Below are 21,266 nucleotides of genomic sequence, written 5' to 3'. Positions count from 1 at the left end.
CCTTTAACAGGGTTCAAATAAAACAAAACAATCGATCACATCAAATTTATGCCACTTAGCATTAGGTATAATTATCTCCATACAAAAAGTAAGAAATAGCTATTCTTAATATCATCATACTGGTGGCTCACTAATTAGTTAGCGTGATAATAATTTTAAAAATACATATAGATTTTAATTTTATATACCAAGAATAATTCGAGTTGCAGGAAGGCGGCAATTGAGCAACAAATTGGTGGTAAACCATTTTGAACAGCGCCTGCGCTGGCCCGTTGGGTGAGCCTCAGCCACTTACTCAAGTAAGTAGCTGAGGTGAATGAAAACAGCCAACGCACATGCAGCCTGGAGTATGACGGGTATTTCACTTGAACAATGGAGAAGCGCAGTGCAAACCTTTAACGCCGATCTTGCCATTATCGGGGCCGGAGGCGCTGGTTTACGTGCAGCAATAGCCGCAGCAGAAGCCAACCCTCAACTGAAGATTGCTCTGATCTCGAAAGTTTACCCAATGCGTAGCCATACCGTGGCTGCCGAAGGGGGATCAGCTGCTGTCACACAGGACCACGATACCTTTGACTATCATTTCCACGATACCGTAGCCGGTGGCGACTGGTTATGCGAACAAGATGTTGTTGACCATTTCGTCCACAGTTGCCCACAAGAGATGGCACAGTTAGAAATCTGGGGATGCCCGTGGAGCCGCAAACCAGATGGTTCTGTTAACGTTCGCCGTTTTGGTGGGATGAAAATTGAGCGCACCTGGTTTGCCGCGGATAAAACCGGCTTCCATATGCTGCACACCTTGTTCCAAACTTCTCTAAAATACCGGCAAATTCAACGTTTTGATGAGCATTTTGTACTGGATATTCTGGTCGATGAAGGTCAGGCGCGCGGCGTGGTTGCCATGAATATGATGGAAGGCACCCGCGTCCAAATTCGTGCTAACGCGGTGGTAATGGCGACTGGCGGTGCTGGCCGAGTTTATCGTTATAACACCAACGGCGGTATTGTTACCGGTGATGGTATGGGGATGGCATTCCACCACGGCGTGCCGCTGCGGGATATGGAATTTGTGCAATATCACCCAACCGGTCTGCCAGGTTCTGGCATCCTGATGACCGAAGGCTGCCGTGGTGAAGGCGGTATTCTGGTCAATAAAGACGGCTATCGTTATTTGCAGGATTACGGTATGGGGCCAGAAACCCCGCTCGGCGAGCCAAAAAACAAATACATGGAATTAGGCCCACGCGATAAAGTGTCGCAAGCCTTCTGGCATGAATGGCGTGCTGGCCGCACTATTGCTACCCCGCGTGGCGATGTGGTTTATCTGGACTTGCGTCATCTGGGTGAGAAAAAACTGCTCGAACGCCTGCCGTTCATTTGCGAACTGGCAAAAGCTTATGTCGGCGTTGATCCGGTCAAAGAGCCTATCCCGGTACGCCCAACGGCGCATTACACTATGGGCGGCATCGAAACTAACCAGCAGTGCGAAACCCGTATTAAAGGGCTATTCGCGGTGGGTGAATGTTCTTCTGTTGGCTTGCACGGTGCGAACCGCCTGGGTTCAAACTCACTGGCAGAGCTGGTGGTATTTGGCCGTGTTGCCGGTGAACAAGCGGCTATTCGGGCGATAGAAAGCGGCCCGGCCAATGGTAGCGCGCTGGACGCCCAGGCCCGTGATGTAGAAACCCGTCTGAGCAACCTGATGAAGCAGGAAGGGACTGAAAACTGGTCTAAAATCCGCGATGAGATGGGTCTGTCAATGGAAGAAGGTTGTGGTATTTACCGCACACCAGAACTGATGCAGAAAACGGTGGATAAACTGGCTGAGCTGAAAGAGCGCTTCAAACGGGTGAAAATCACCGATAACTCCAGTGTTTTCAATACCGACCTGCTGTATACCATCGAGCTGGGTTATGGTTTGGATGTCGCAGAATGTATGGCCCACTCAGCACTGAATCGTAGAGAATCCCGTGGCGCGCATCAGCGTCTTGATGAGGGCTGTACCGAGCGCGATGACGTCAACTTCCTCAAGCACACGTTAGCCTTCCATACGCCGGGCGGCGCACCACGCCTTGAATACAGCGACGTCAAAATTACCAAGCTGGCACCGGCAAAACGTGTTTATGGTGGTGAAGCTACCGCCCAAGATGCAAAAGATGCAAAAGATGCAAAAGACGCCAAAGATTTAAAAGATAAGGAGCAGGCGAATGACTGATATGAAACTCCTGAAAATGGAGGTCATGCGCTATAACCCGGAACGTGATAGCGAACCCCACTTCGAAACCTTTGAAGTGCCTTACGATGAGCAGACCTCTTTGCTGGATGCTCTGGGTTATATCAAAGATAACCTGGCACCGGATCTCTCTTATCGCTGGTCTTGTCGCATGGCGATTTGTGGTTCGTGCGGCATGATGGTTAACAAAGTGCCAAAACTCGCCTGTAAGACCTTCCTACGCGAGTATACCGGCGGCATGAAGGTTGAAGCGTTGGGTAACTTCCCGATCGAGCGTGATTTAGTGGTTGATATGACTCACTTTATCGAAAGTCTGGAAGCTATCAAACCTTACATTATTGGTAACGAGCGCAAACCGCAAGACGGCCCGAACAAGCAGACTCCAGCTCAGATGGCGAAATACCATCAGTTCTCCGGCTGCATTAACTGTGGCCTGTGTTATGCCGCTTGCCCGCAGTTTGGTTTGAATCCGGAGTTTATCGGCCCAGCGGCGATCACTTTGGCTCACCGTTACAATCTGGATAACCGTGACCACGGTAAGAAAGAGCGCATGCCTCAGCTTAACGGTAAAAATGGTGTCTGGAGCTGTACCTTCGTCGGCTACTGTTCTGAAGTTTGTCCGAAACACGTAGATCCCGCGGCTGCTATCCAGCAAGGCAAGGTCGAGAGTGCTAAAGACTTCATGATCGCCATGCTAAAACCACAATAAGGGAGGGGAGACAGTAATGACAACTAAACGTAAAGCTTATGTCCGCACTATGGCCCCTAACTGGTGGCAACAACTCGGTTTCTATCGCTTTTATATGCTGCGTGAAGGGACATCCGTTCCGGCAGTCTGGTTCAGTGTTTTGCTGATTTACGGCGTATTTGCGTTGAAAAGTGGCCCAGCCGGGTGGGAAGGCTTTATCGGATTCCTGCAAAACCCACTGGTATTACTGATTAATATCATTACGTTATTTGCCGCAGTGCTACATACCAAGACCTGGTTTGAGCTGGCACCGAAAGCCGCCAATATTATCGTTAATAGCGAAAAAATGGGTCCAGGGCCAGTTATCAAGGCGCTGTGGGTTGTGACTGTCGTGGTTACCGTGATTATTCTGGCCGTTGCTTTACTCTAAGACGGAGGAGAAAGAAATGAATCAAGTCCCTAAACGCTCCGACGAACCTATCTTCTGGGGTCTGTTTGGTGCCGGTGGTATGTGGAGTGCGATTGTTGCACCAGCAATTATTCTGCTGGTCACTATTTTGCTGCCATTAGGCGCTTTCCCCGGTGATGCGTTGAGCTATGAACGTATTTTGGCATTCTGTCAGAGCTTTATTGGCCGGATCTTCTTGCTGCTGATGATTATTCTACCACTGTGGTGCGGCTTACACCGTATCCATCACGCCATGCATGATTTGAAAATCCATGTTCCTGCGGGGAAATGGGTGTTCTACGGCTTGGCGGCTATTCTGAGTGTGGTCACCATCATTGGCGTGCTGACACTGTAGTTATCAGAACATCGTTATCAACGGCCTGCTATTTTAGTCGGCCGTTTTTTCCCCCACTCAAATGATCCAGACTCAGCCATTTGCTTCCTTGATCGATGATAGCTATTCTCAATGAAAGGCTTATTATCAGAAAACTAAGGAATGTGAATGCGTTTATGGTCAAAAATCTCCGTATTGGTAGCAACTCTGCTCTCTGTCGCCTGTAGCGTGACGCCCCCTAAAGACGTGAAAGTGGTTGATAACTTCCAACTCCCCCGCTATCTCGGCACCTGGTATGAAATCGCCCGCCTCGATCACTCTTTTGAGCGCGGATTGGATAGTGTCAGCGCTAACTACACGCCGCGAGATGATGGCGGGGTAAAAGTCATTAACCGGGGTTATAACCAGAAGAAACAACAATGGCAGGAAAGTATCGGTAAAGCCTATTTTATTGGTTCACCGCAGCAGGCCTCGCTTAAAGTGTCGTTCTTCGGCCCCTTCTATGGCGGCTATAATGTCATTGATTTAGATGATGAATATCAGCACGCTTTGATTGCCGGGCCAAATCGGGATTATTTGTGGATTTTATCCCGCACACCAACTATTGATATCCAGACTCGCGACCGACTGGTTGCCGTGGCGAAAAATTATGGTTTCCCGGTGGATAAGTTGATTTGGGTTAAGCAGAGAGAGGTGAGTTCGGATCAATAATAACAGCGTATAGAGGTCGATCCGGGCGGTTTTAACTCACCGGATCGACGAAAGGAAGCATTCTCTATGATGCTAATTTTAACCCAATAATTCCGGCCAAAATCAACCCCAAGCTAAACACTCGAGCTAAACTGGCAGATTCCCCAAGTAGTGCGATACCTAAAATAGCCGTACCCACGGCACCAATGCCCGTCCAGACTGCATAGGCTGTACCCGCCGGTAGAGTCTTCATCGCATAGGCCAACAGAAAAACGCTCGCTGCCATCGCCACAAGGGTGATAACACTTGGTGTCAGCCGCGTAAAACCATGAGAATACTTCAGGCCGATGGCCCAAATCACTTCTAACAAACCCGCAATGACCAGAATAATCCAAGCCACAGTAACCCCCTAGCTCAGGTGGGGTCGTCCCCGAATAACAGATGCGTGACTGGGTCGTCCCAGGCAGCCGATAGGTAGGGCCATACATTATCATGCTAAATAATAAGCAGCAATATCATGATTCACAGCAAACAAATCCGGCGGCAATGCCGCCGATAACAATACAAATAGCGATTTATTGAGCGCTACGTTCAATTGCGCTACCGGCGCTTTGAACATCTTTGCCCACACCTTTTGTTGTGTTACAGGCACTTAGGAAAGAGATAACCAATAAAGAGAAAATAACAGCGATGCTTTTTTTCAACATTATAGAAGATCCTTATGGTATGAAATTACCTATACACCCTATAAGGATAGTCAAAAAAACAGCATTGCACTTTTTCTGACTTAAATCGCGCTAATCGCTGGGCTAACGCCAGATAGCAAAAAACCGCCGATTAAGCGGTTTTCTTTCGTTCTCAGCGCAGCTTTTTATCGCAACTTACGTATTGCGACTTACTTAACGCGGGAAACGTATTCGCCAGAACGAGTGTCAACTTTGATGACTTCGCCAACCTGTACGAATAATGGCACTTTGACCACCGCGCCAGTGCTCAGCGTTGCAGGTTTACCACCAGTACCGGCAGTATCACCTTTCAAACCGGGGTCAGTGTCTGTGATTTCGAGTTCAACAAAGTTAGGTGGTGTGACTGTGATAGGCTGACCATTCCACAGAGTTACGATACATTCGGCCTGATCAATCAGCCATTTGTCGTTGTCGCCAACCGCTTTTGCATCAGCTTGCAGTTGTTCGTAAGTCTCGTTATTCATGAAGTGCCAGAACTCACCATCGTTATACAGGTAAGTCAGGTTCAGGTCGTTAACGTCAGCACCTTCCAGAGAATCTGTTGATTTGAAGGTCTTTTCAACGCGCCCACCAGTCAGCAGGCGGCGCATCTTAACACGAGCAAAAGCCTGGCCTTTACCGGGTTTTACGAACTCGCTGGACTCAACCGCATAAGGCTCGCCCTCGAACATGATTTTAAGACCGGGACGAAAATCGTTGCTATAATAACTGGCCATAATGGTCCTCAAGAAACTGGTAGTAAGCCTAGAAAATGGCAAGTATTGTAACCCAAAACATATCGACTAGAGAAGAATGGTTGCACCAACTCCGCGATGTAATTACTGAACCGGACGAATTGCTAAGAATTCTGTTGTTAAATAGCCACCCTGACCTGCCCAAAGGTCGTGATGCGCGTCTTTTATTTCCCTTAAGAGTGCCCCGTGCATTCGTTGCGCGTATGCAGCCGGGAAACCCATCAGACCCTTTATTGCTTCAAGTGCTCACCGCGCAGGAAGAGTTTATTACCGCTCCCGGTTTTACCACCGACCCACTTGATGAACAGCGCAGTGTGGTGCCCGGTCTGTTGCACAAGTACCGCAACCGCGCGCTATTGCTGGTCAAGAGCGGCTGTGCCGTTAATTGCCGTTATTGCTTTCGCCGCCACTTCCCTTATCAGGATAATCAAGGCAACAAGGCCAATTGGCGTCAGGCATTAGACTATATTCGCCAACATCCTGAGTTGGATGAGATCATTTTCTCGGGCGGTGACCCGCTAATGGCAAATGATAGCGAACTTAGCTGGTTATTGGATGAGATTGAAAGTATCTCTCACATCAAACGGCTACGTATCCATACTCGCTTACCTGTTGTTATCCCAGCACGTATTACGGCTAATCTATGTCAGCGCCTGAATAATTCACGATTACAGGTATTGATGGTTACACATATCAACCATGCCAATGAAATCGATCAATCACTGCGAAACAGTATGGCACAGCTAAAGCGGGCTGGCGTGACACTGCTGAACCAGAGTGTGTTGCTACGTGGGGTCAATAACGACGCGGATGTATTAGCAGCATTAAGTAATGCGCTGTTCGATGCCGGAATTCTGCCTTATTACATTCATGTGCTGGATAAAGTACAAGGTGCGGCCCACTTTATGGTCGACGATGATGAAGCGCGGCAATTAATGAAAGGGTTGTTGAGTCGTGTTTCCGGTTATCTGGTTCCGCGATTGACACGGGAAATCGGTGGCGAACCAAGCAAGACGCCGCTCGACCTAAGATTAATACAGAGCGAGTCACAGATATAACAACCAGGGGATGCAGTTCAAACCGCTCCCCTGATTGATTTAAATTATTGCTTCAACTATCACGGGCACTTATAGACCTGACCGACCATTTTGCTGTCCAGCGGTGCAAAGCTCGATAAGAAAGTCTCGCTCGGGCTGGTTGCACCATAGATGACGTTGCCACCCATCGCTGCTGCCTTGTTGCGCAGGTCATTTGCGGCACCGCGCATAGAGCTACCTTCCCCGCCACTACCAGAGAACCAGTTACTTTGAGTACCGGTAAGCTGGCCCACCAACTGACATTCAGCACCAGGCTTAGTATCAGAGAACTTCACTTGCTCACCCGCCGAACTTAATTGGTTAGTGGAGCTACAACCCACCAGCAACAGCGCCGCTGAAAGGCCAAGTAACGCTTTAATCCGCATTTTTTTCCCCATTTGAAGTTGAGAATCACGCTAAAGATTACCAGAAAGCACCGCTGCCGATTAGGCATCCGTTGCCGAAATTATCCAGGTACCCGATGTCGAGACTGATGACTAATAATGAACAGTTTACACATTAAATCAGTAACGGAGATAATAAAAACTCCTGCAATCATCACACTGAATGAAATAAAACCGCATTTAGGGCCTGAGGTTACGAAAATTGAATCAGAAAAGACTGAGTATAAGGCTAAATAGAGGCAGGGTTATGACAGATTTCAATTGTTAGATAAAAGAAAAGCGAGCAGGTTTCCCCACTCGCTTTAGGTTTATAGCTTAATAAGAAGCTATAGGGTTGGGGGCATTACATCATGCCGCCCATGCCGCCCATACCACCCATGCCGCCAGCGCCCATATCACCGCCTTTGTCATCGCGTGGCAGGTCAGTGATCATGCACTCGGTCGTGATCATCAGGCCAGCAATAGAGGCTGCGTACTGCAAAGCAGAACGAGTCACTTTAGTTGGATCCAAGATGCCCATCGCGATCATATCACCATATTCTTCAGTATAAGCGTTGTAACCGAAGCTACCTTCGCCTGCTTTAACGTTGTTCGCGATAACAGAGGCTTCTTCACCAGCGTTAACCACGATCTGACGCAGTGGAGACTCCATCGCACGCAGAGCAACTTTGATACCGACATTCTGGTCTTCGTTGTCGCCTTTCAGACCAGAGATAGCATGAGCTGCACGAATCAGTGCAACACCACCACCAGCGACTACGCCTTCTTCTACCGCAGCACGGGTTGCGTGCAGAGCATCTTCAACGCGCGCTTTCTTCTCTTTCATTTCAACTTCAGTTGCGGCGCCCACTTTGATAACGGCAACGCCGCCAGCCAGTTTAGCAACACGCTCTTGCAGTTTTTCTTTGTCGTAGTCAGAAGTTGCATCTTCGATTTGCTGACGGATCTGAGTCACGCGGCCAGAAATCGCAGCTTCGTCACCGATACCATCGATGATGATAGTGGTGTCTTTGTTGATAACAACACGTTTTGCCTGACCCAGATCTTCCAGAGTGGTTTTTTCCAGTTCCAGACCGATCTCTTCAGAAATAACGGTACCGCCAGTCAGGGTTGCGATGTCTTGCAGCATAGCTTTGCGACGGTCACCGAAGCCAGGTGCTTTAACCGCTGCAACTTTAACAATGCCGCGCATGGTATTAACCACCAGAGTCGCCAGAGCTTCGCCCTCAACGTCTTCTGCGATGATCAGCAGTGGTTTACCGGCTTTCGCTACTGCTTCCAACACTGGCAGCATTTCGCGGATGTTAGAGATTTTCTTGTCAGCCAACAGGATGAATGGGCTTTCAAGTTCAATAGAACCGGTTTCTGGTTTATTGATGAAGTAAGGAGACAGGTAACCACGGTCGAACTGCATACCTTCGACGACGTCCAGCTCGTCTTGCAGACCTGAACCTTCTTCAACGGTGATAACGCCTTCTTTGCCCACTTTTTCCATCGCTTGTGCGATAAGCTCACCGACGGTTGAGTCGGAGTTGGCAGAGATAGTCCCTACCTGCGCGATAGCTTTAGAGTCAGAGCAAGGTACAGACAGTTTTTTCAGTTCTTCAACCGCCGCGATAACGGCTTTGTCGATACCGCGTTTCAGGTCCATTGGGTTCATGCCGGCCGCAACTGCTTTCAGGCCTTCAGTGATAATGGATTGAGCCAATACAGTTGCAGTAGTGGTACCGTCACCCGCAGCATCGTTCGCTTTAGAGGCAACTTCTTTAACCATCTGTGCGCCCATGTTCTCAAACTTGTCTTCCAGTTCGATCTCACGCGCAACTGAAACACCGTCTTTGGTGATAGTTGGAGAGCCAAAAGACTTGTCCAGAACTACGTTACGGCCTTTCGGGCCCAGGGTCACTTTTACTGCATCAGCAAGAATGTTTACGCCGCGTAGCATTTTGATGCGTGCGTCGTTACCGAATTTTACGTCTTTAGCTGCCATTGGTATGATTTCCCTTAACTCGTTCAGTTCAGAAGATTAGAGAGCGTGAATTACGCTTCAACAATTGCCAGAATGTCGCTTTCGGACATGATCAACACTTCTTCATGGTCGATCTTCTCTGACTTCACGCCATAACCATCGTTGAAAATAACGATGTCGCCAACTTTCACATCCAGCGGCTTGATCTCACCGTTATCCAGGATGCGACCATTGCCGACGGCTAAGACCTCACCACGCGTAGATTTACCCGCTGCGGTGCCAGTCAGAACGATGCCGCCAGCAGATTTGGATTCAACTTCTTTGCGCTTGACGATAACGCGGTCATGCAATGGACGAATTTTCATTGATAGCTCTCCTATGAGAAGTTCCGTATCAGAATTTAGGATTAATATCGGTATATCTCAAATAACCGATACCGTGACATTCTAAGTGGGGGCATCCTCTCATCCCTTCAAGGGAGGCGACAAAAAAAAATTCATTTTTTTTCGCCTTGAGCAGGAAGATTCTCATCCTCCCTATAGCTGCCCCACCAAAGCAGGCACTGTGATTTACTTTGGGAATTTATAATTAATAAACAGGCTATTAGAAAGACCTGGCGCCTTACTTGTCATCTTTAAAACGATCATTTGTCGATTTATCATCCTCATCCGGACGATGCTCAACCGTGAAGCGGCCATCAGGCTTACGCTGAAACTCGCCATCAAAGGTATTTCCGCCAGCGCCTTGGTTATTAGAGCTACCCGCGCTAAAACCACCGCTGCGATAAATATTCAGATGCGGCATTAACTTCAGCGTTAACGATTTTTGAATCGGTGGCAACAACAGCAACAAACCAAGGAAATCAGTGAAAAAGCCGGGGATGAGCAGTAAGAAACCGGCCAATACCAGCGACACACTTTTGACCATTTCTGCCGCCGGGCTTTCACCCACCGCCAGTTTCTGCTGCATCTGCATAAAGGTTTTTATCCCCTGGTTACGCACCAGCGAGATCCCCACACAAGAGCTGAAGATCACCAGCAACAGGGTAACCAGCACACCCAGCACGGCTGCGACCTTGATAAATATCGATATTTCTATATATGCCAATAAAAATATCAGCGCTAACGGTAACCAACGCACCGCATTCTCCTTATTCAACTCACTCAGTACCCCTCACCGGGTGAAACCCGCCTGACAGATACCATGAAAACCTTAACCCCTCGACGCTGATATCGTTTCCCCCTAATTGGCGGATTTTAGCCTCAGCGCCCCTCTTCAACTTGGGTCGACTACAGTGAAGTGGTGGTGGTAGGTGCGTTTTTCAAGCAGGGGTACTACTTTTATTACTAATTAATCTAACTGTGAGAGGAATCACAGATATCAGATCATCTTAATTAAATCCGACCATATAGTGATCTTAGTTCAAGGCTTTTTATCGCCAAGCAGCATATGATCCTGTCAGCGATATGATGAATGGTTAATCTTTCCGCACTATGGGTTCATCACGGCATCAACATATCGCCCACGGCGGCATAATTTAGTTAACAAATACAAAACAAGACAGCACACTAGAGAAGGTTCTCATGTCAAATAACATTCGTATTGAAGAAGACCTGTTAGGTACACGAGAAGTCCCCGCAGAGGCTTACTACGGTGTTCATACCCTGCGTGCGATTGAAAACTTCTATATTAGTAACAGTAAGATCAGTGATGTTCCAGAATTTGTACGCGGCATGGTAATGGTTAAAAAAGCAGCGGCAATGGCGAACAAAGAATTGCACACTATCCCACGCAAGATCGCGGATATCATTATTCAGGCATGTGATGAAGTCCTGGATAAAGGGAAGTGTATGGATCAGTTCCCGGTTGATGTGTTCCAAGGCGGTGCCGGTACTTCTTTAAACATGAATACCAACGAAGTTCTGGCCAATATCGGTCTGGAGCTGATGGGTCACCAGAAGGGAGAGTATCAATACCTCAATCCTAACGACCATCTGAACAAATGCCAGTCCACCAACGATGCCTACCCAACCGGTTTCCGCATTGCGGTTTATGCTTCCATCATGAAGCTTATCGATGCCATCAATCAGTTAAAAGAAGGCTTCGAAAGAAAATCCAAAGAATTCGAGAAAATCCTGAAAATGGGCCGTACCCAGTTACAGGATGCAGTACCCATGACGCTGGGCCAGGAATTCAAAGCCTTCGCGGTGTTATTAAAAGAAGAAACCAAAAACCTACAACGTACCGCAGAGTTGCTGCTGGAAGTTAACCTGGGTGCAACCGCGATTGGTACTGCGCTAAATACACCTGAAGGTTACTCACAACTGGCAATACAAAAACTGTCTGAAATCAGTGGGTTGGCTTGCGTCCCAGCGGAAGATCTGATCGAAGCAACCTCTGACTGTGGTGCTTACGTCATGGTACACAGTGCGCTGAAACGTCTGGCCGTTAAGATGTCAAAAATCTGTAATGACCTGCGCTTGCTCTCTTCCGGCCCTCGCACCGGCCTGAATGAAATTAACTTGCCAGAATTACAGGCGGGTTCTTCTATTATGCCCGCTAAAGTTAACCCGGTTATTCCTGAAGTGGTTAACCAGGTTTGTTTTAAGGTGATTGGTAACGACACTTGCATTACTATGGCGGCCGAAGCAGGCCAGCTCCAGTTGAACGTTATGGAGCCGGTGATTGGTCAGGCAATGTTTGAGTCCATCCATATTCTGACAAACGCCTGTTATAACCTGTTGGAAAAATGCATTAACGGCATCACTGCCAACAAAGAGGTCTGCGAACGTTACGTCTTTAACTCCATCGGTATCGTCACCTATCTGAACCCATTCATTGGCCACCATAATGGTGACATCGTGGGTAAAATCTGTGCAGAAACCGGTAAAAATGTGCGAGAAGTGGTTCTGGAACGCGGCTTATTGACTGAAGCCGAGCTGGACGACATTTTCTCTGTTGAGAACCTGATGCACCCGGCGTATAAAGCGAAACGTTATACCGATGAAAATGAACAATAATATAGTCATCCGGTAGCCCTGAAAGGCACGCAGATCCTCTGGACAGCGTGCCTTTTTACTTTCTGGCAAACACAATTCATTAACTTTTAGTCAATAATTAAAACAAGTAGTTTCCAATAAAAAACAAGGAGTAAACACTATGATAGCCGTAGAATTAGTCATCGTTCTGCTGGCCATTTTTTTAGGGGCCAGGTTGGGTGGTATCGGTATCGGTTTTGCAGGCGGGATTGGTGTTCTGGTTTTAGCCATTATTGGCGTCAAACCCGGTAGCATTCCGTTCGATGTAATTTCAATTATTATGGCCGTTATCGCTGCCATTGCGGCAATGCAGGTTGCGGGCGGTATGGATTATCTGGTGCAACAAACTGAAAAATTGCTGCGTAAGAATCCAAAACACATCACCATTCTTGCTCCGCTGGTCACTTATTTTCTGACTATCTTTGCCGGAACAGGCAACATCTCTCTTTCTGCTTTGCCGGTTATTGCTGAAGTGGCGAAAGAACAAGGCATCAAACCCTGCCGCCCTCTTTCCACGGCGGTGGTTTCCGCACAGATAGCCATTACTGCATCACCAATTTCGGCGGCGGTAGTTTACATGTCTTCTGTGATGGAAGGTCACGGCGTTAGCTACTTACATCTGCTGATGATCGTCATCCCATCGACCCTGTGTGCGGTATTGTTGATGTCGCTGATCGTCTCCTTGTGCTTTAACTCTAAGCTGTCTGATGATCCTGTTTACATCAAACGTTTGGAAGAAGGCTTGGTGACACTGCGTGGCGACACAGTAAAAGTGATTAAGCCACGGGCTAAAACTTCAGTACTGCTGTTCCTGGCGGGCGTTCTTTGTGTGGTTGCCTACGCGATTATCAACAGCCCAAGTGTGGGTCTGGTTGCAACTCCGCTGATGAACACCACTAACGCTATCCTGATCATCATGCTGAGTGTAGCGACCATCACCACGCTGGTATGTTCGGTTGATACCGATGCCGTGCTGAACTCCAGTACGTTTAAAGCCGGTATGAGTGCTTGTATCTGTATCCTCGGTGTGGCCTGGTTGGGCGATACCTTTGTACAACACAACCTGGAGTGGATTAAAGAAACTGCGGGTAGCCTGATTCAGGCCCACTCATGGTTGCTGGCGGTTATCTTCTTCTTCTGTTCTGCTCTGTTGTACTCCCAAGCTGCAACAGCCAAGGCATTGATGCCTATGGCAATGGCGCTGAACGTTTCACCACTGGCGGCAATTGCTTCTTTCGCAGCAGTTTCTGGTCTGTTTATTCTGCCTACCTACCCAACACTGGTAGCAGCAGTACAAATGGATGACACTGGTACTACGCGCATTGGCCGTTTCGTGTTTAACCATCCGTTCTTTATCCCTGGCACCATCGGGGTAGCACTGGCCGTTTGCTTCGGTTTTGTGATGGGCAGCCTGGTTCTGTAATTTATCATCTGTAAATGGGGCGTGCGATGCGCCCCACTCTCATTTGCGATATCCATCGCATCTATCTCACCGTGACATAAATCCTCTTCTGGCCGGCCCCACTTCGCGTTATAGTTTGTAAAATCCGTGCAACCGCCGAGGTTAAGATGTCTGATTGTGATGCAATTATTTGTGATGCAATTGTGGTATTGTGCACCGCCCCCGATGAAGCCAGTGCACAGAATTTAGCCGCACAGGTATTGGGGGAGAAACTGGCCGCCTGCGCGACACTATTACCGGGTGCGACCTCGATTTACTACTGGGAAGGCAAGCTGCAACAAGAGTATGAAGTCCAACTCTTGTTCAAGAGCAATACAGGCCATCAACAGGCACTTCTCAGTTATATCAAACAACATCACCCCTACCAGACACCGGAATTACTGGTGCTGCCGGTACGGGACGGAGACAAAGATTACCTGTCATGGCTCAACGCTTCATTACTCTGATTCTGCTGCTGTGCAGCGTATTGCTCGCCCCGTACAGTGCGCAGGCTTCGCTGTTTGGTGATAACTCCTCTTTTGGCCAAAAAAGTAGCCAGAGCCGGTTTATTCGGGTTGATCAGGCGTTTGCCTTTGATTTTCGCCAACAAGGTGACCAACTCACCCTAAACTGGCAAATTCACCCCGATTATTACCTGTATCGCCAGCAAATAAAGATTGTGCCGCAAAATGCCACTCTTGCGGCCTTTACTCTGCCGGAGGGCATTGCGCATCATGATGAATTCTACGGTGAAGTGGCGATTTTCAAGCAACAGCTAACACTGAAAATCCCTATTACGCAGGCACAGCAAGGAGCCAGCCTCCGTGTGACCTATCAAGGCTGTGCCGCTGCCGGTTTCTGTTATCCACCGGAAACGCGGATAGTGCCACTCAGTGCTATCCCGGCCAGTTCTGAGCCAGCGCAAAAATCGCAAGTTATCGGGTCACAACCCATTGATTCGCCATCGATTGATGCAAAAAAAACCACACAACCGTTCAACGATAACGCGCCAGTACCCGCTGAACTACCCTTCTCACCGCTCTGGGCGCTGCTGATTGGTATCGGTATCGCCTTTACACCGTGCGTACTGCCAATGTACCCACTGATTTCCGCCATTATTCTTGGCCGCGAGAAGCCACATAGCCAGCGGCGGATCTTGATACTGGCGGTGGTGTATGTGCAGGGAATGGCGCTGACCTACACCCTGCTCGGCTTGGTAGTGGCGGCGGCGGGGTTACAATTTCAGGCGGCACTACAACATCAGTATGTATTGATTGGGCTGTCGGTGCTGTTCGTGTTATTGGCATTATCGATGTTTGGCCTGTATTCATTGCAACTGCCATCGTCACTGCAAACCCGCCTGGTACAGTGGAGCAGTAGCCAGCGCGGTGGCTCACTGGCCGGTGTTTTTGCGATGGGCGCACTGGCAGGGCTGATTTGCTCACCGTGCACCACCGCGCCACTCAGCGCCATTCTGCTGTATATCGCCCAAAGCGGAAATATGCTGGCCGGTGGCGGCACGCTCTATTTGTATGCATTAGGTATGGGTATTCCGCTGGTGATTGTAACGCTGTTCGGCAATAAGCTGATCCCACGCAGCGGCCCGTGGATGCAATACGTTAAAGAAGCTTTCGGTTTTGTCATTCTGGCGCTGCCGGTGTTCCTGCTGGAAAGGGTGCTGGGTGATGTCTGGGGCTTACGTTTATGGAGCCTGCTAGCAGTGGCCTTCTTCGGCTGGGCATTTGTGCTCAGTCTAAAAGCACACTCGGGCTGGGCACGAGCCTTCCAGTTATTGCTGTTAGCCGCACTCTTGGTCGCCGCCCGCCCGTTACAAGACTGGGCCTTTAATGGCAACACACCGCAGAGTGAAATCAAACACTTAGCCTTCCAGCCAGTAGCTGATTTGCCGCAATTACACGCAGCATTAGCCCAAGCGCGGGGTAAACCGGTGATGCTGGATCTCTACGCAGACTGGTGCGTAGCTTGTAAAGAGTTTGAGAAATATACCTTTAGCGATGGCAATGTTCAGCGCCAGTTAGCAGATACCGTGCTCATTCAGGCGGATGTCACGGCTAACAGTACCGAACATGCGGCGATGTTGAAGGAACTGAACGTGTTGGGCCTTCCAACTATCCTGTTCTTTGATGCGCAGGGCAAAGAAGTGTCTACTGCCAGAGTGACCGGCTTTATGAATGCATCAGCATTTTTGCAGCACTTACAAAGCAATCAGAAATTATAAGGCACGTTTTAATGCAACTTCACCCTGCTTACCAAAATAAGGCAGGGTAGAAAATCATATAATCAATGCATTACATCGAACTGAATGATATCAGTCACCATGCTATCAATAACCTGTTTCACATCCGCTTCGGTTATCCTGTGCGAGCCGGGGATCAAGGCTATATACGCTCATAGGGCCTCCATCTGGGCTAATACATCAGCATATGCGCTATTCATGGCTGGAACATTGGACAAATACCCCAGTTAGAGTTCGGTAAGAGAGAGTTGCAGTCGATATCACAGAAAAATCAGCAGCGGCTCTGTTTTGCAGCGCAATAGTGAGTGGCGGTAGGAAGAGTCAGGGCCAATCAGTGATCAGCCCAAATGGAACAACAGTTATGTTTTACTGGCCGCCATACCTATCGCCAATGTTGCTGCGATATTGCGGGCGGTCATAAACACATTTGCCGCCGCGTTATCCAGCGCCTGTTCCAGAGTACAAATACTGTAAATCACGCTAAATACCGCATCCAGACCATGTTCATAAACTACATCAACATCATCCGTCAGGCTGCCAGCAATACCAATCACCGGTTTATTATAACGTTTAGCCACACGGGCAACCCCTATTGGTACTTTGCCGTGAATAGTTTGGCTATCAATACGCCCTTCGCCGGTGATAACAAAAGTCGCATCCCTGACTAATGCATCCAACCCTAGAGCATCGGTCACAATATCGATACCGGGGCTTAAGGTCGCGCCGCAAAACGCCAGTAACGCCGCACCCAGGCCACCGGCTGCACCTGCCCCCTCCACCTGATCGACGTCAGTATCAAGACAACGCTTAATCACGCCAGCGTAATGCAGTAACCCCTGATCCAACCGGGTCACCATCTCTGGTGTCGCCCCTTTCTGTTGCCCAAAAATAGCAGAAGCGCCTTCACTGCCGGTCAGCGGATTGGTGACATCACAGGCAACATCAATCTGACACTGCTTAATTCGCAGGTCCAGCCCTGACATATCAATTGCATCCAGATCCATCAGCTTACCGCCACCAAAACCAATCTGAATCCCCTGCTTATCCAGCAGTTTGACACCCAACGCTTGCAACATTCCAGTGCCACCGTCGTTAGTAGCACTGCCACCGATGCCGATAATGATATGTTTAACGCCCTGACCCAACGCATGGCCGATTAATTCACCGGTGCCATATGAAGTGGTTTTTAATGGATTGCGTAGTTCGGGTGGAACTAACGCCAGCCCGCTGGCTGCCGCCATTTCAATGAATGCGCACTTCTCATCACCGGATACGCCGTAAAAGGCATCAACCTTGTCACCTAACGGACCGGTGACCATCACCTTAATCACTCTGCCAGCCGTCGCCGCGACCATGACGTCCACAGTACCTTCGCCGCCATCGGCAACCGGCAACTTAATGTATTGCGCATCAGGAAATTGGGTACGAAAACCCGCTTCAATCTGCACCGCCACTTCCAGCGCGGATAAACTTTCTTTATAAGAGTCCGGGGCAATGACTATTTTCATAAATGATTCAATTTCATGAATGATCCGCATTGAGCGTTGGGATAGTTACCAGTATAGCCATTTAACCCAGCACGCCGGCCATCGTAAACACTAATTACTGATTAACGTGTGACTTCAACCTTGGCCAGCGCGCTGTGATCGGCACTTTCCAATCCATCAGCTTTAAGTGCCTGCATCATTTTCATCACCGCAGCGGTCAAGGGCAGTTGCGCGCCGATACCGAGTGAGGGGTCTAATGCATTCGCCAATTCTTTGATATGTAAATCGATACGGAAGCCTGGATTGACATTACAATCCATTACTATCGGTGCTTTGGCCTCCAACACGGTGCTCACCTGCAGCAGTTAATTCATCCAGTACCACAGCGTTACGATCAAAAACAGTTAATGAGTAACCCACTTTCAGCAGATGTTTACTTATTGGTTTTCCCGTAATACCCAGACCAATAAAAGCAATTTTCATTTGTTATTCCTTAATTAAGTCGGATGGCCGTCAACACGGCGGCACTAAACTCTCATCATTACTTTTTAAACTTGTCGCACAATGCTTGGGTAGCGCTGCGAAACACCCCCAAATCACTGCATACGACCACGAACGTTGCCCCCATTCCAGATAACGGCGGCATCCGCTTCAGCCGGAGCCAGAATGCCACTCGGTTTACCCTAGGCTTTGGCGCGGTAAAAATATGGCGAATCACTTTTGCACTTCCGGATGATTTGGCTGCCCGAGATATTATTTGTCAAGGCACTCCAGCAGCCAATAAGGGTTTGCCCTTGTTGTAGGTTGCGGCGGAACTGATTAGGAAAATTTTGCTTACTCATTTTGATCCTTCAGATAGAACGCCCGGTTGGAACGCAAGCTGGATGCAAGACGTTGTGTCATTCACGGTAAACATTATAGAAACACCGTTCCGAGAAGCCATCGGGCCGCAGAACAGAAATAATCAATTATTGGCGCATTTTTATAGGCGAAAGCACAATAAAAAGCGCCCTGCTTCACAAACTACTGGATGGCAAAAGTCATGCTGTAATGCTGCCGTTATAAATTAGTAAACAGCGAAAGGACAAAGAGTTAGAAAAATCTCGCCACAGTAGTGATAAGGTAGAGGGTCAGCTGGCGGAAAACGCCAATGCATTTATTTGCGCAATAGGTGGTGGTAAATCACACTTGCCAGTTAGAGGTTGGAGGAGAGCAACGTGCAACGTGAACAAGTTTTAAGCAATGCGCTCAATTTGTTAGAGCAGCAAGGGTTGGCAAATACCACGCTGGAAATGCTGGCAAAAGAAGTGTCAGTCGAGGCCAGTGACCTGGCCCGCTTCTGGCCCGATCGCGAGGCACTGCTATATGACTGCCTGCGCTACCACGGTCAGCAGATAGACATCTGGCGGCGTCAATTGCAACTGGACGAGACTTTATCACCCAAACAGAAATTACTCGCTCGCTACCAAACACTCAGTGAGCAAGTGCAAAACCAGCGCTATCCAGGCTGCTTATTTATTGCTGCATGTAGTTTTTATCCAGCGAATGATCACCCTATCCACCAATTGGCGGAGCAACAAAAAGAAGCCTCACTAAGCTATACGCTGGAGTTGCTGCATGAGATGGAAGCTGATGACGCAGAGATGGTCGCCCAGCAGATGGAGCTGATTCTGGAAGGCTGTTTGAGTAAGTTGCTGGTGAAGCGCCAACTCGTCGATGTTGAAGTCGCCAAACGTCTGGCTGAAGATGTGTTGGAAGTCGCTCAATGCCGTAAAAATGGCGCGCTGGGCTAAGTTATAAATGACAGGGTTTCATCGCTATTGTGAGATGATTTTCTCTTATTTTGTCTGAAAAGAGAGCGTTCAACACAGTTTTAGTGGTTTTAAGCTATAAACTCGTTGACGATCAGCGGCCAATACGGTTTAATGCGCCCCGTTGCCCGGATAGCTCAGTCGGTAGAGCAGGGGATTGAAAATCCCCGTGTCCTTGGTTCGATTCCGAGTCCGGGCACCATATTTAAAGAAACCAGCTTAACGGCTGGTTTTTTGCTTTTTGCCCGTTGGAATCATGTTCGTATAGATACTGATTGAACATACAGAACGATAAAACTGGATTGTGCTACGCACTTTTCGGTTTGTTCGCCCATCCAATGATGATTGCTTACAGTTTATTGCCACATGAGTCGATCCCCGATAAGAGCCTGGGGGGACCTTTTTCTTTCGATCATTAATTGTCCTATTAGGATTGTCTTTATCACCCAAACGTCTCTTCTAACGCCAATCTGAGATTGTCTATATTTCCCTCAACATATTCCAGAGTAACCGCGACACTTGAACGTCCTAACAAGGCTTGAACAGATTTTAGATTGCGATCCCGTGATTTCATCGCTGCGGTGTCGATCCTTTTGATATGGAAGTCCGATGAGATGAGAACCAACCTTATTTGTTATACCCTTCTGGGTCTGGCGTTACTCGCCAGTCTGTTCTTTCCCAGCCCCGCCTGGATGGGGTTACTGTTCCTCAATCTGTTAACGCTGTTGGTATACTGTGCAGACAAACAAGCAGCACGCAAAGGCTGGCAGCGAGTGCCGGAAACCACGTTATTAGTGTTCGGTCTCATGGGCGGCTGGATTGGTGGATTCATCGGTCAGCAGTTGTTCCGGCACAAAACTCAAAAACAACCTTTCAGAACCTGGTTTATGCTCAGTGTCATCCTAAATATGGCTGCAGTTTTGGGGATAGGATATTGGATATACAGATACTGAGTGTTTTGCGATATTCACTTATAATCAATGGTAAAAGTCGCTGTCGCGTTAACACTGCCAGCAGAAACGCGGTCACTTGTTTGATAGAATTTTGCTTTATAAAATAGTTTTCTCTCTGTGTCGATATTACCCAGAGCAATCTCTTTATTAAACTCCAAAGGATTATCACCATCCAGGATCTGGATACCCACGCCTGCTGAGGTTGATGTGGTATCAGCATTGATTACCCCATCTGTACCCCCTCCCTGCCAGGTAATGCTCGCTTGCGGCTGTCCTTTACATCTCACATCAATATTGAATGCCCGTTCCCCGATAGCACTATTTTTGCCTGTAAAGTGACTTTTTAATACAGCCCCCATAGAAACATTAAACTCTGGCGTAAGAATATCACAAGATTTCTCCTTTACGCTAAACACGTCAATATTATATGAAAATAGACTGCCTCTTGTCTTTCCACCTTGTTTATATTTCATGTTTATAATGATATTGTCAGAATTCCCGGAAACTATATTCCCAGTTTTAATTAAAGAAAAGGTGTTTTTAAATTTAATCTGTGTACTTAGCCCACGAACACCCCCTATAATCATGGTCTGCCGTTTCATACTTTCGTTTTCAGTCACCCATTTAATACCTACGCCAGGAATCGCCGTCTCAAAAAGTTTATCATGGGATACTGAACTAGATGCCGAGTCTACAAACATCCGCATTTCCTTCCAGGTATCACACTTTATGTTTGATTCTACAGTTTCCTTCCCAAATTCATCACCGACCTTAACGTCATTACGTATCGAAATATCACCAAAGGAGACAGATACATTACTAGCCGAACAATTGGGAACAGCAGAAAAAACCAATGATGAATAACAGATAAAAATGATAATTATTGAATAAATAAGAGTATGTACATACACTTTTATTCTATTGAAGATAAATCTCTCTAACGTAAACATACTT

The 21,266-nt window shown here is 48.0% G+C and carries 23 protein-coding genes, 1 tRNA gene and 2 pseudogenes; 13 read left to right on the top strand and 13 right to left on the bottom strand.

What is annotated here, in order from left to right; translation table 11 throughout:
- The first annotated feature begins 385 nt into the window (after nt 1-385).
- The 5 genes from frdA to blc all read left to right on the top strand — a co-directional run bounded on the left by frdA (nt 386) and on the right by blc (nt 4,417).
- On the top strand, nt 386-2,218 hold the full coding sequence (gene frdA, locus AT01_RS14260; protein WP_042548643.1) for a fumarate reductase (quinol) flavoprotein subunit: 1,833 nt from the start codon (nt 386-388) through the stop codon (nt 2,216-2,218).
- Nucleotides 2,211-2,945 (top strand): succinate dehydrogenase/fumarate reductase iron-sulfur subunit, encoded by a 735-nt coding sequence (locus AT01_RS14255; RefSeq protein WP_032820816.1) that lies wholly within the window; start codon nt 2,211-2,213, stop codon nt 2,943-2,945. Before frdA ends, AT01_RS14255 begins: the two co-directional genes overlap by 8 nt.
- 16 nt (nt 2,946-2,961) lie before the next feature.
- The gene (frdC, locus tag AT01_RS14250; protein WP_042547597.1) at nt 2,962-3,354 is read left to right on the top strand and encodes a fumarate reductase subunit FrdC; all 393 of its coding nucleotides are present in this window, start codon (nt 2,962-2,964) and stop codon (nt 3,352-3,354) included.
- Nucleotides 3,355-3,370: 16 nt separating this feature from the next.
- On the top strand, nt 3,371-3,727 hold the full coding sequence (frdD, locus tag AT01_RS14245; RefSeq protein WP_042547596.1) for a fumarate reductase subunit FrdD: 357 nt from the start codon (nt 3,371-3,373) through the stop codon (nt 3,725-3,727).
- A gap of 147 nt (nt 3,728-3,874) precedes the next feature.
- The gene (gene blc, locus AT01_RS14240; protein ID WP_042547595.1) at nt 3,875-4,417 is read left to right on the top strand and encodes an outer membrane lipoprotein Blc; all 543 of its coding nucleotides are present in this window, start codon (nt 3,875-3,877) and stop codon (nt 4,415-4,417) included.
- Between the two features lie 64 nt (nt 4,418-4,481).
- Here the strand turns inward: blc and sugE are convergent, their stop codons facing one another.
- The 3 genes from sugE to efp all read right to left on the bottom strand — a co-directional run bounded on the left by sugE (nt 4,482) and on the right by efp (nt 5,858).
- Nucleotides 4,482-4,796 (bottom strand): quaternary ammonium compound efflux SMR transporter SugE, encoded by a 315-nt coding sequence (gene sugE, locus AT01_RS14235; RefSeq protein WP_004699792.1) that lies wholly within the window; start codon nt 4,794-4,796, stop codon nt 4,482-4,484.
- Nucleotides 4,797-4,971: 175 nt separating this feature from the next.
- The gene (locus tag AT01_RS14230) at nt 4,972-5,103 is read right to left on the bottom strand and encodes an entericidin A/B family lipoprotein (protein ID WP_042547594.1); all 132 of its coding nucleotides are present in this window, start codon (nt 5,101-5,103) and stop codon (nt 4,972-4,974) included.
- 188 nt (nt 5,104-5,291) lie between these two features.
- On the bottom strand, nt 5,292-5,858 hold the full coding sequence (efp, locus tag AT01_RS14225; RefSeq protein ID WP_004699787.1) for an elongation factor P: 567 nt from the start codon (nt 5,856-5,858) through the stop codon (nt 5,292-5,294).
- A gap of 35 nt (nt 5,859-5,893) precedes the next feature.
- On the opposite strand from efp, the gene epmB reads away from it, so the two are divergent.
- Nucleotides 5,894-6,934 carry an EF-P beta-lysylation protein EpmB gene (gene epmB, locus AT01_RS14220; RefSeq protein WP_042547593.1) on the top strand — a complete coding sequence of 347 codons (1,041 nt, stop codon included), beginning with the start codon at nt 5,894-5,896 and terminating at the stop codon, nt 6,932-6,934.
- A gap of 59 nt (nt 6,935-6,993) precedes the next feature.
- Here the strand turns inward: epmB and AT01_RS14215 are convergent, their stop codons facing one another.
- The 4 genes from AT01_RS14215 to AT01_RS14200 all read right to left on the bottom strand — a co-directional run bounded on the left by AT01_RS14215 (nt 6,994) and on the right by AT01_RS14200 (nt 10,465).
- Nucleotides 6,994-7,338 (bottom strand): DUF4156 domain-containing protein, encoded by a 345-nt coding sequence (locus tag AT01_RS14215; protein WP_042547592.1) that lies wholly within the window; start codon nt 7,336-7,338, stop codon nt 6,994-6,996.
- A gap of 361 nt (nt 7,339-7,699) precedes the next feature.
- Nucleotides 7,700-9,346, bottom strand: a complete 1,647-nt coding sequence (groL, locus tag AT01_RS14210; RefSeq protein ID WP_004699780.1) for a chaperonin GroEL — start codon at nt 9,344-9,346, stop codon at nt 7,700-7,702.
- 50 nt (nt 9,347-9,396) lie between these two features.
- Entirely contained in the window at nt 9,397-9,690 is a 294-nt protein-coding gene (locus AT01_RS14205; protein ID WP_004391824.1) for a co-chaperone GroES, read from the bottom strand.
- 256 nt (nt 9,691-9,946) lie between these two features.
- Nucleotides 9,947-10,465 carry an FxsA family protein gene (locus tag AT01_RS14200; protein WP_042547591.1) on the bottom strand — a complete coding sequence of 173 codons (519 nt, stop codon included), beginning with the start codon at nt 10,463-10,465 and terminating at the stop codon, nt 9,947-9,949.
- A gap of 443 nt (nt 10,466-10,908) precedes the next feature.
- Here AT01_RS14200 and aspA point away from each other — a divergent pair, with 443 nt between their 5' ends.
- From aspA to AT01_RS14180, 4 genes are all read left to right on the top strand, one after another.
- Entirely contained in the window at nt 10,909-12,345 is a 1,437-nt protein-coding gene (gene aspA, locus AT01_RS14195) for an aspartate ammonia-lyase (RefSeq protein WP_042547590.1), read from the top strand.
- Between the two features lie 139 nt (nt 12,346-12,484).
- Complete coding sequence (locus AT01_RS14190) at nt 12,485-13,786, top strand: anaerobic C4-dicarboxylate transporter (protein ID WP_042547589.1); 1,302 nt, start codon at nt 12,485-12,487, stop codon at nt 13,784-13,786.
- Nucleotides 13,787-13,932: 146 nt separating this feature from the next.
- Nucleotides 13,933-14,271 carry a divalent cation tolerance protein CutA gene (cutA, locus tag AT01_RS14185; protein ID WP_042547588.1) on the top strand — a complete coding sequence of 113 codons (339 nt, stop codon included), beginning with the start codon at nt 13,933-13,935 and terminating at the stop codon, nt 14,269-14,271.
- Nucleotides 14,247-16,043 carry a protein-disulfide reductase DsbD gene (locus AT01_RS14180; protein ID WP_042547587.1) on the top strand — a complete coding sequence of 599 codons (1,797 nt, stop codon included), beginning with the start codon at nt 14,247-14,249 and terminating at the stop codon, nt 16,041-16,043. The genes cutA and AT01_RS14180 overlap by 25 nt, the downstream gene beginning before the upstream one ends.
- A gap of 377 nt (nt 16,044-16,420) precedes the next feature.
- Here AT01_RS14180 and AT01_RS14175 read toward each other — a convergent pair whose 3' ends face one another.
- The 4 genes and pseudogenes from AT01_RS14175 to AT01_RS22325 form a co-directional block, all read right to left on the bottom strand.
- On the bottom strand, nt 16,421-17,569 hold the full coding sequence (locus AT01_RS14175) for a glycerate kinase (RefSeq protein ID WP_042548642.1): 1,149 nt from the start codon (nt 17,567-17,569) through the stop codon (nt 16,421-16,423).
- Nucleotides 17,570-17,670: 101 nt separating this feature from the next.
- Nucleotides 17,671-17,901, bottom strand: a pseudogene (locus tag AT01_RS22335) (NAD-binding protein); the annotation flags it as partial.
- Nucleotides 17,858-18,031 carry an NAD(P)-binding domain-containing protein gene (locus AT01_RS22330; RefSeq protein ID WP_235427146.1) on the bottom strand — a complete coding sequence of 58 codons (174 nt, stop codon included), beginning with the start codon at nt 18,029-18,031 and terminating at the stop codon, nt 17,858-17,860. The pseudogene AT01_RS22335 and the gene AT01_RS22330, both read right to left, overlap by 44 nt.
- A 58-nt stretch (nt 18,032-18,089) precedes the next feature.
- Nucleotides 18,090-18,301: pseudogene (locus AT01_RS22325) on the bottom strand (2-dehydro-3-deoxyglucarate aldolase); the annotation flags it as partial.
- Between the two features lie 464 nt (nt 18,302-18,765).
- Between AT01_RS22325 and AT01_RS14165 the strand changes: the two are divergent.
- Nucleotides 18,766-19,341 (top strand): transcriptional regulator, encoded by a 576-nt coding sequence (locus AT01_RS14165; RefSeq protein ID WP_042547586.1) that lies wholly within the window; start codon nt 18,766-18,768, stop codon nt 19,339-19,341.
- A gap of 144 nt (nt 19,342-19,485) precedes the next feature.
- Nucleotides 19,486-19,561 (top strand) — tRNA-Phe (locus AT01_RS14160).
- Nucleotides 19,562-19,801: 240 nt separating this feature from the next.
- Here the strand turns inward: AT01_RS14160 and AT01_RS22065 are convergent.
- A complete protein-coding gene (locus AT01_RS22065) occupies nt 19,802-19,933 on the bottom strand; it encodes an integrase (protein WP_071841527.1) in 132 nt (43 codons plus the stop codon).
- Between the two features lie 40 nt (nt 19,934-19,973).
- On the opposite strand from AT01_RS22065, the gene AT01_RS14155 reads away from it, so the two are divergent.
- Entirely contained in the window at nt 19,974-20,312 is a 339-nt protein-coding gene (locus AT01_RS14155) for a DUF1294 domain-containing protein (protein WP_042547585.1), read from the top strand.
- A gap of 14 nt (nt 20,313-20,326) precedes the next feature.
- Here the strand turns inward: AT01_RS14155 and AT01_RS14150 are convergent, their stop codons facing one another.
- A complete protein-coding gene (locus tag AT01_RS14150) occupies nt 20,327-21,262 on the bottom strand; it encodes a fimbrial protein (protein WP_042547584.1) in 936 nt (311 codons plus the stop codon).
- Nucleotides 21,263-21,266: the final 4 nt, after the last annotated feature.

Source organism: Yersinia aldovae 670-83, from assembly GCF_000834395.1.
Classification (GTDB): Bacteria; Pseudomonadota; Gammaproteobacteria; order Enterobacterales; family Enterobacteriaceae; genus Yersinia; species Yersinia aldovae.
Note: the sequence above shows the minus strand (reverse complement) of the source record. Positions and strands in the feature narration are given on the sequence as shown.

Excerpts from the sequence above, each read along its gene's own strand:
- AT01_RS14255 (WP_032820816.1), top strand. The coding sequence starts at position 2,211 with ATGACTGATATGAAACTCCTGAAAATGGAGGTCATGCGCTATAACCCG.
- frdC (WP_042547597.1), top strand. The coding sequence starts at position 2,962 with ATGACAACTAAACGTAAAGCTTATGTCCGCACTATGGCCCCTAACTGG.
- frdD (WP_042547596.1), top strand. The coding sequence starts at position 3,371 with ATGAATCAAGTCCCTAAACGCTCCGACGAACCTATCTTCTGGGGTCTG.
- blc (WP_042547595.1), top strand. The coding sequence starts at position 3,875 with ATGCGTTTATGGTCAAAAATCTCCGTATTGGTAGCAACTCTGCTCTCT.
- AT01_RS14230 (WP_042547594.1), bottom strand. The coding sequence starts at position 5,103 with ATGTTGAAAAAAAGCATCGCTGTTATTTTCTCTTTATTGGTTATCTCT.
- efp (WP_004699787.1), bottom strand. The coding sequence starts at position 5,858 with ATGGCCAGTTATTATAGCAACGATTTTCGTCCCGGTCTTAAAATCATG.
- epmB (WP_042547593.1), top strand. The coding sequence starts at position 5,894 with ATGGCAAGTATTGTAACCCAAAACATATCGACTAGAGAAGAATGGTTG.
- AT01_RS14215 (WP_042547592.1), bottom strand. The coding sequence starts at position 7,338 with ATGCGGATTAAAGCGTTACTTGGCCTTTCAGCGGCGCTGTTGCTGGTG.
- groL (WP_004699780.1), bottom strand. The coding sequence starts at position 9,346 with ATGGCAGCTAAAGACGTAAAATTCGGTAACGACGCACGCATCAAAATG.
- AT01_RS14205 (WP_004391824.1), bottom strand. The coding sequence starts at position 9,690 with ATGAAAATTCGTCCATTGCATGACCGCGTTATCGTCAAGCGCAAAGAA.
- aspA (WP_042547590.1), top strand. The coding sequence starts at position 10,909 with ATGTCAAATAACATTCGTATTGAAGAAGACCTGTTAGGTACACGAGAA.
- AT01_RS14190 (WP_042547589.1), top strand. The coding sequence starts at position 12,485 with ATGATAGCCGTAGAATTAGTCATCGTTCTGCTGGCCATTTTTTTAGGG.
- cutA (WP_042547588.1), top strand. The coding sequence starts at position 13,933 with ATGTCTGATTGTGATGCAATTATTTGTGATGCAATTGTGGTATTGTGC.
- AT01_RS14180 (WP_042547587.1), top strand. The coding sequence starts at position 14,247 with ATGGCTCAACGCTTCATTACTCTGATTCTGCTGCTGTGCAGCGTATTG.
- AT01_RS14175 (WP_042548642.1), bottom strand. The coding sequence starts at position 17,569 with ATGAAAATAGTCATTGCCCCGGACTCTTATAAAGAAAGTTTATCCGCG.
- AT01_RS22330 (WP_235427146.1), bottom strand. The coding sequence starts at position 18,031 with ATGAAAATTGCTTTTATTGGTCTGGGTATTACGGGAAAACCAATAAGT.
- AT01_RS22065 (WP_071841527.1), bottom strand. The coding sequence starts at position 19,933 with ATGAAATCACGGGATCGCAATCTAAAATCTGTTCAAGCCTTGTTAGGA.
- AT01_RS14155 (WP_042547585.1), top strand. The coding sequence starts at position 19,974 with ATGAGAACCAACCTTATTTGTTATACCCTTCTGGGTCTGGCGTTACTC.
- AT01_RS14150 (WP_042547584.1), bottom strand. The coding sequence starts at position 21,262 with ATGTTTACGTTAGAGAGATTTATCTTCAATAGAATAAAAGTGTATGTA.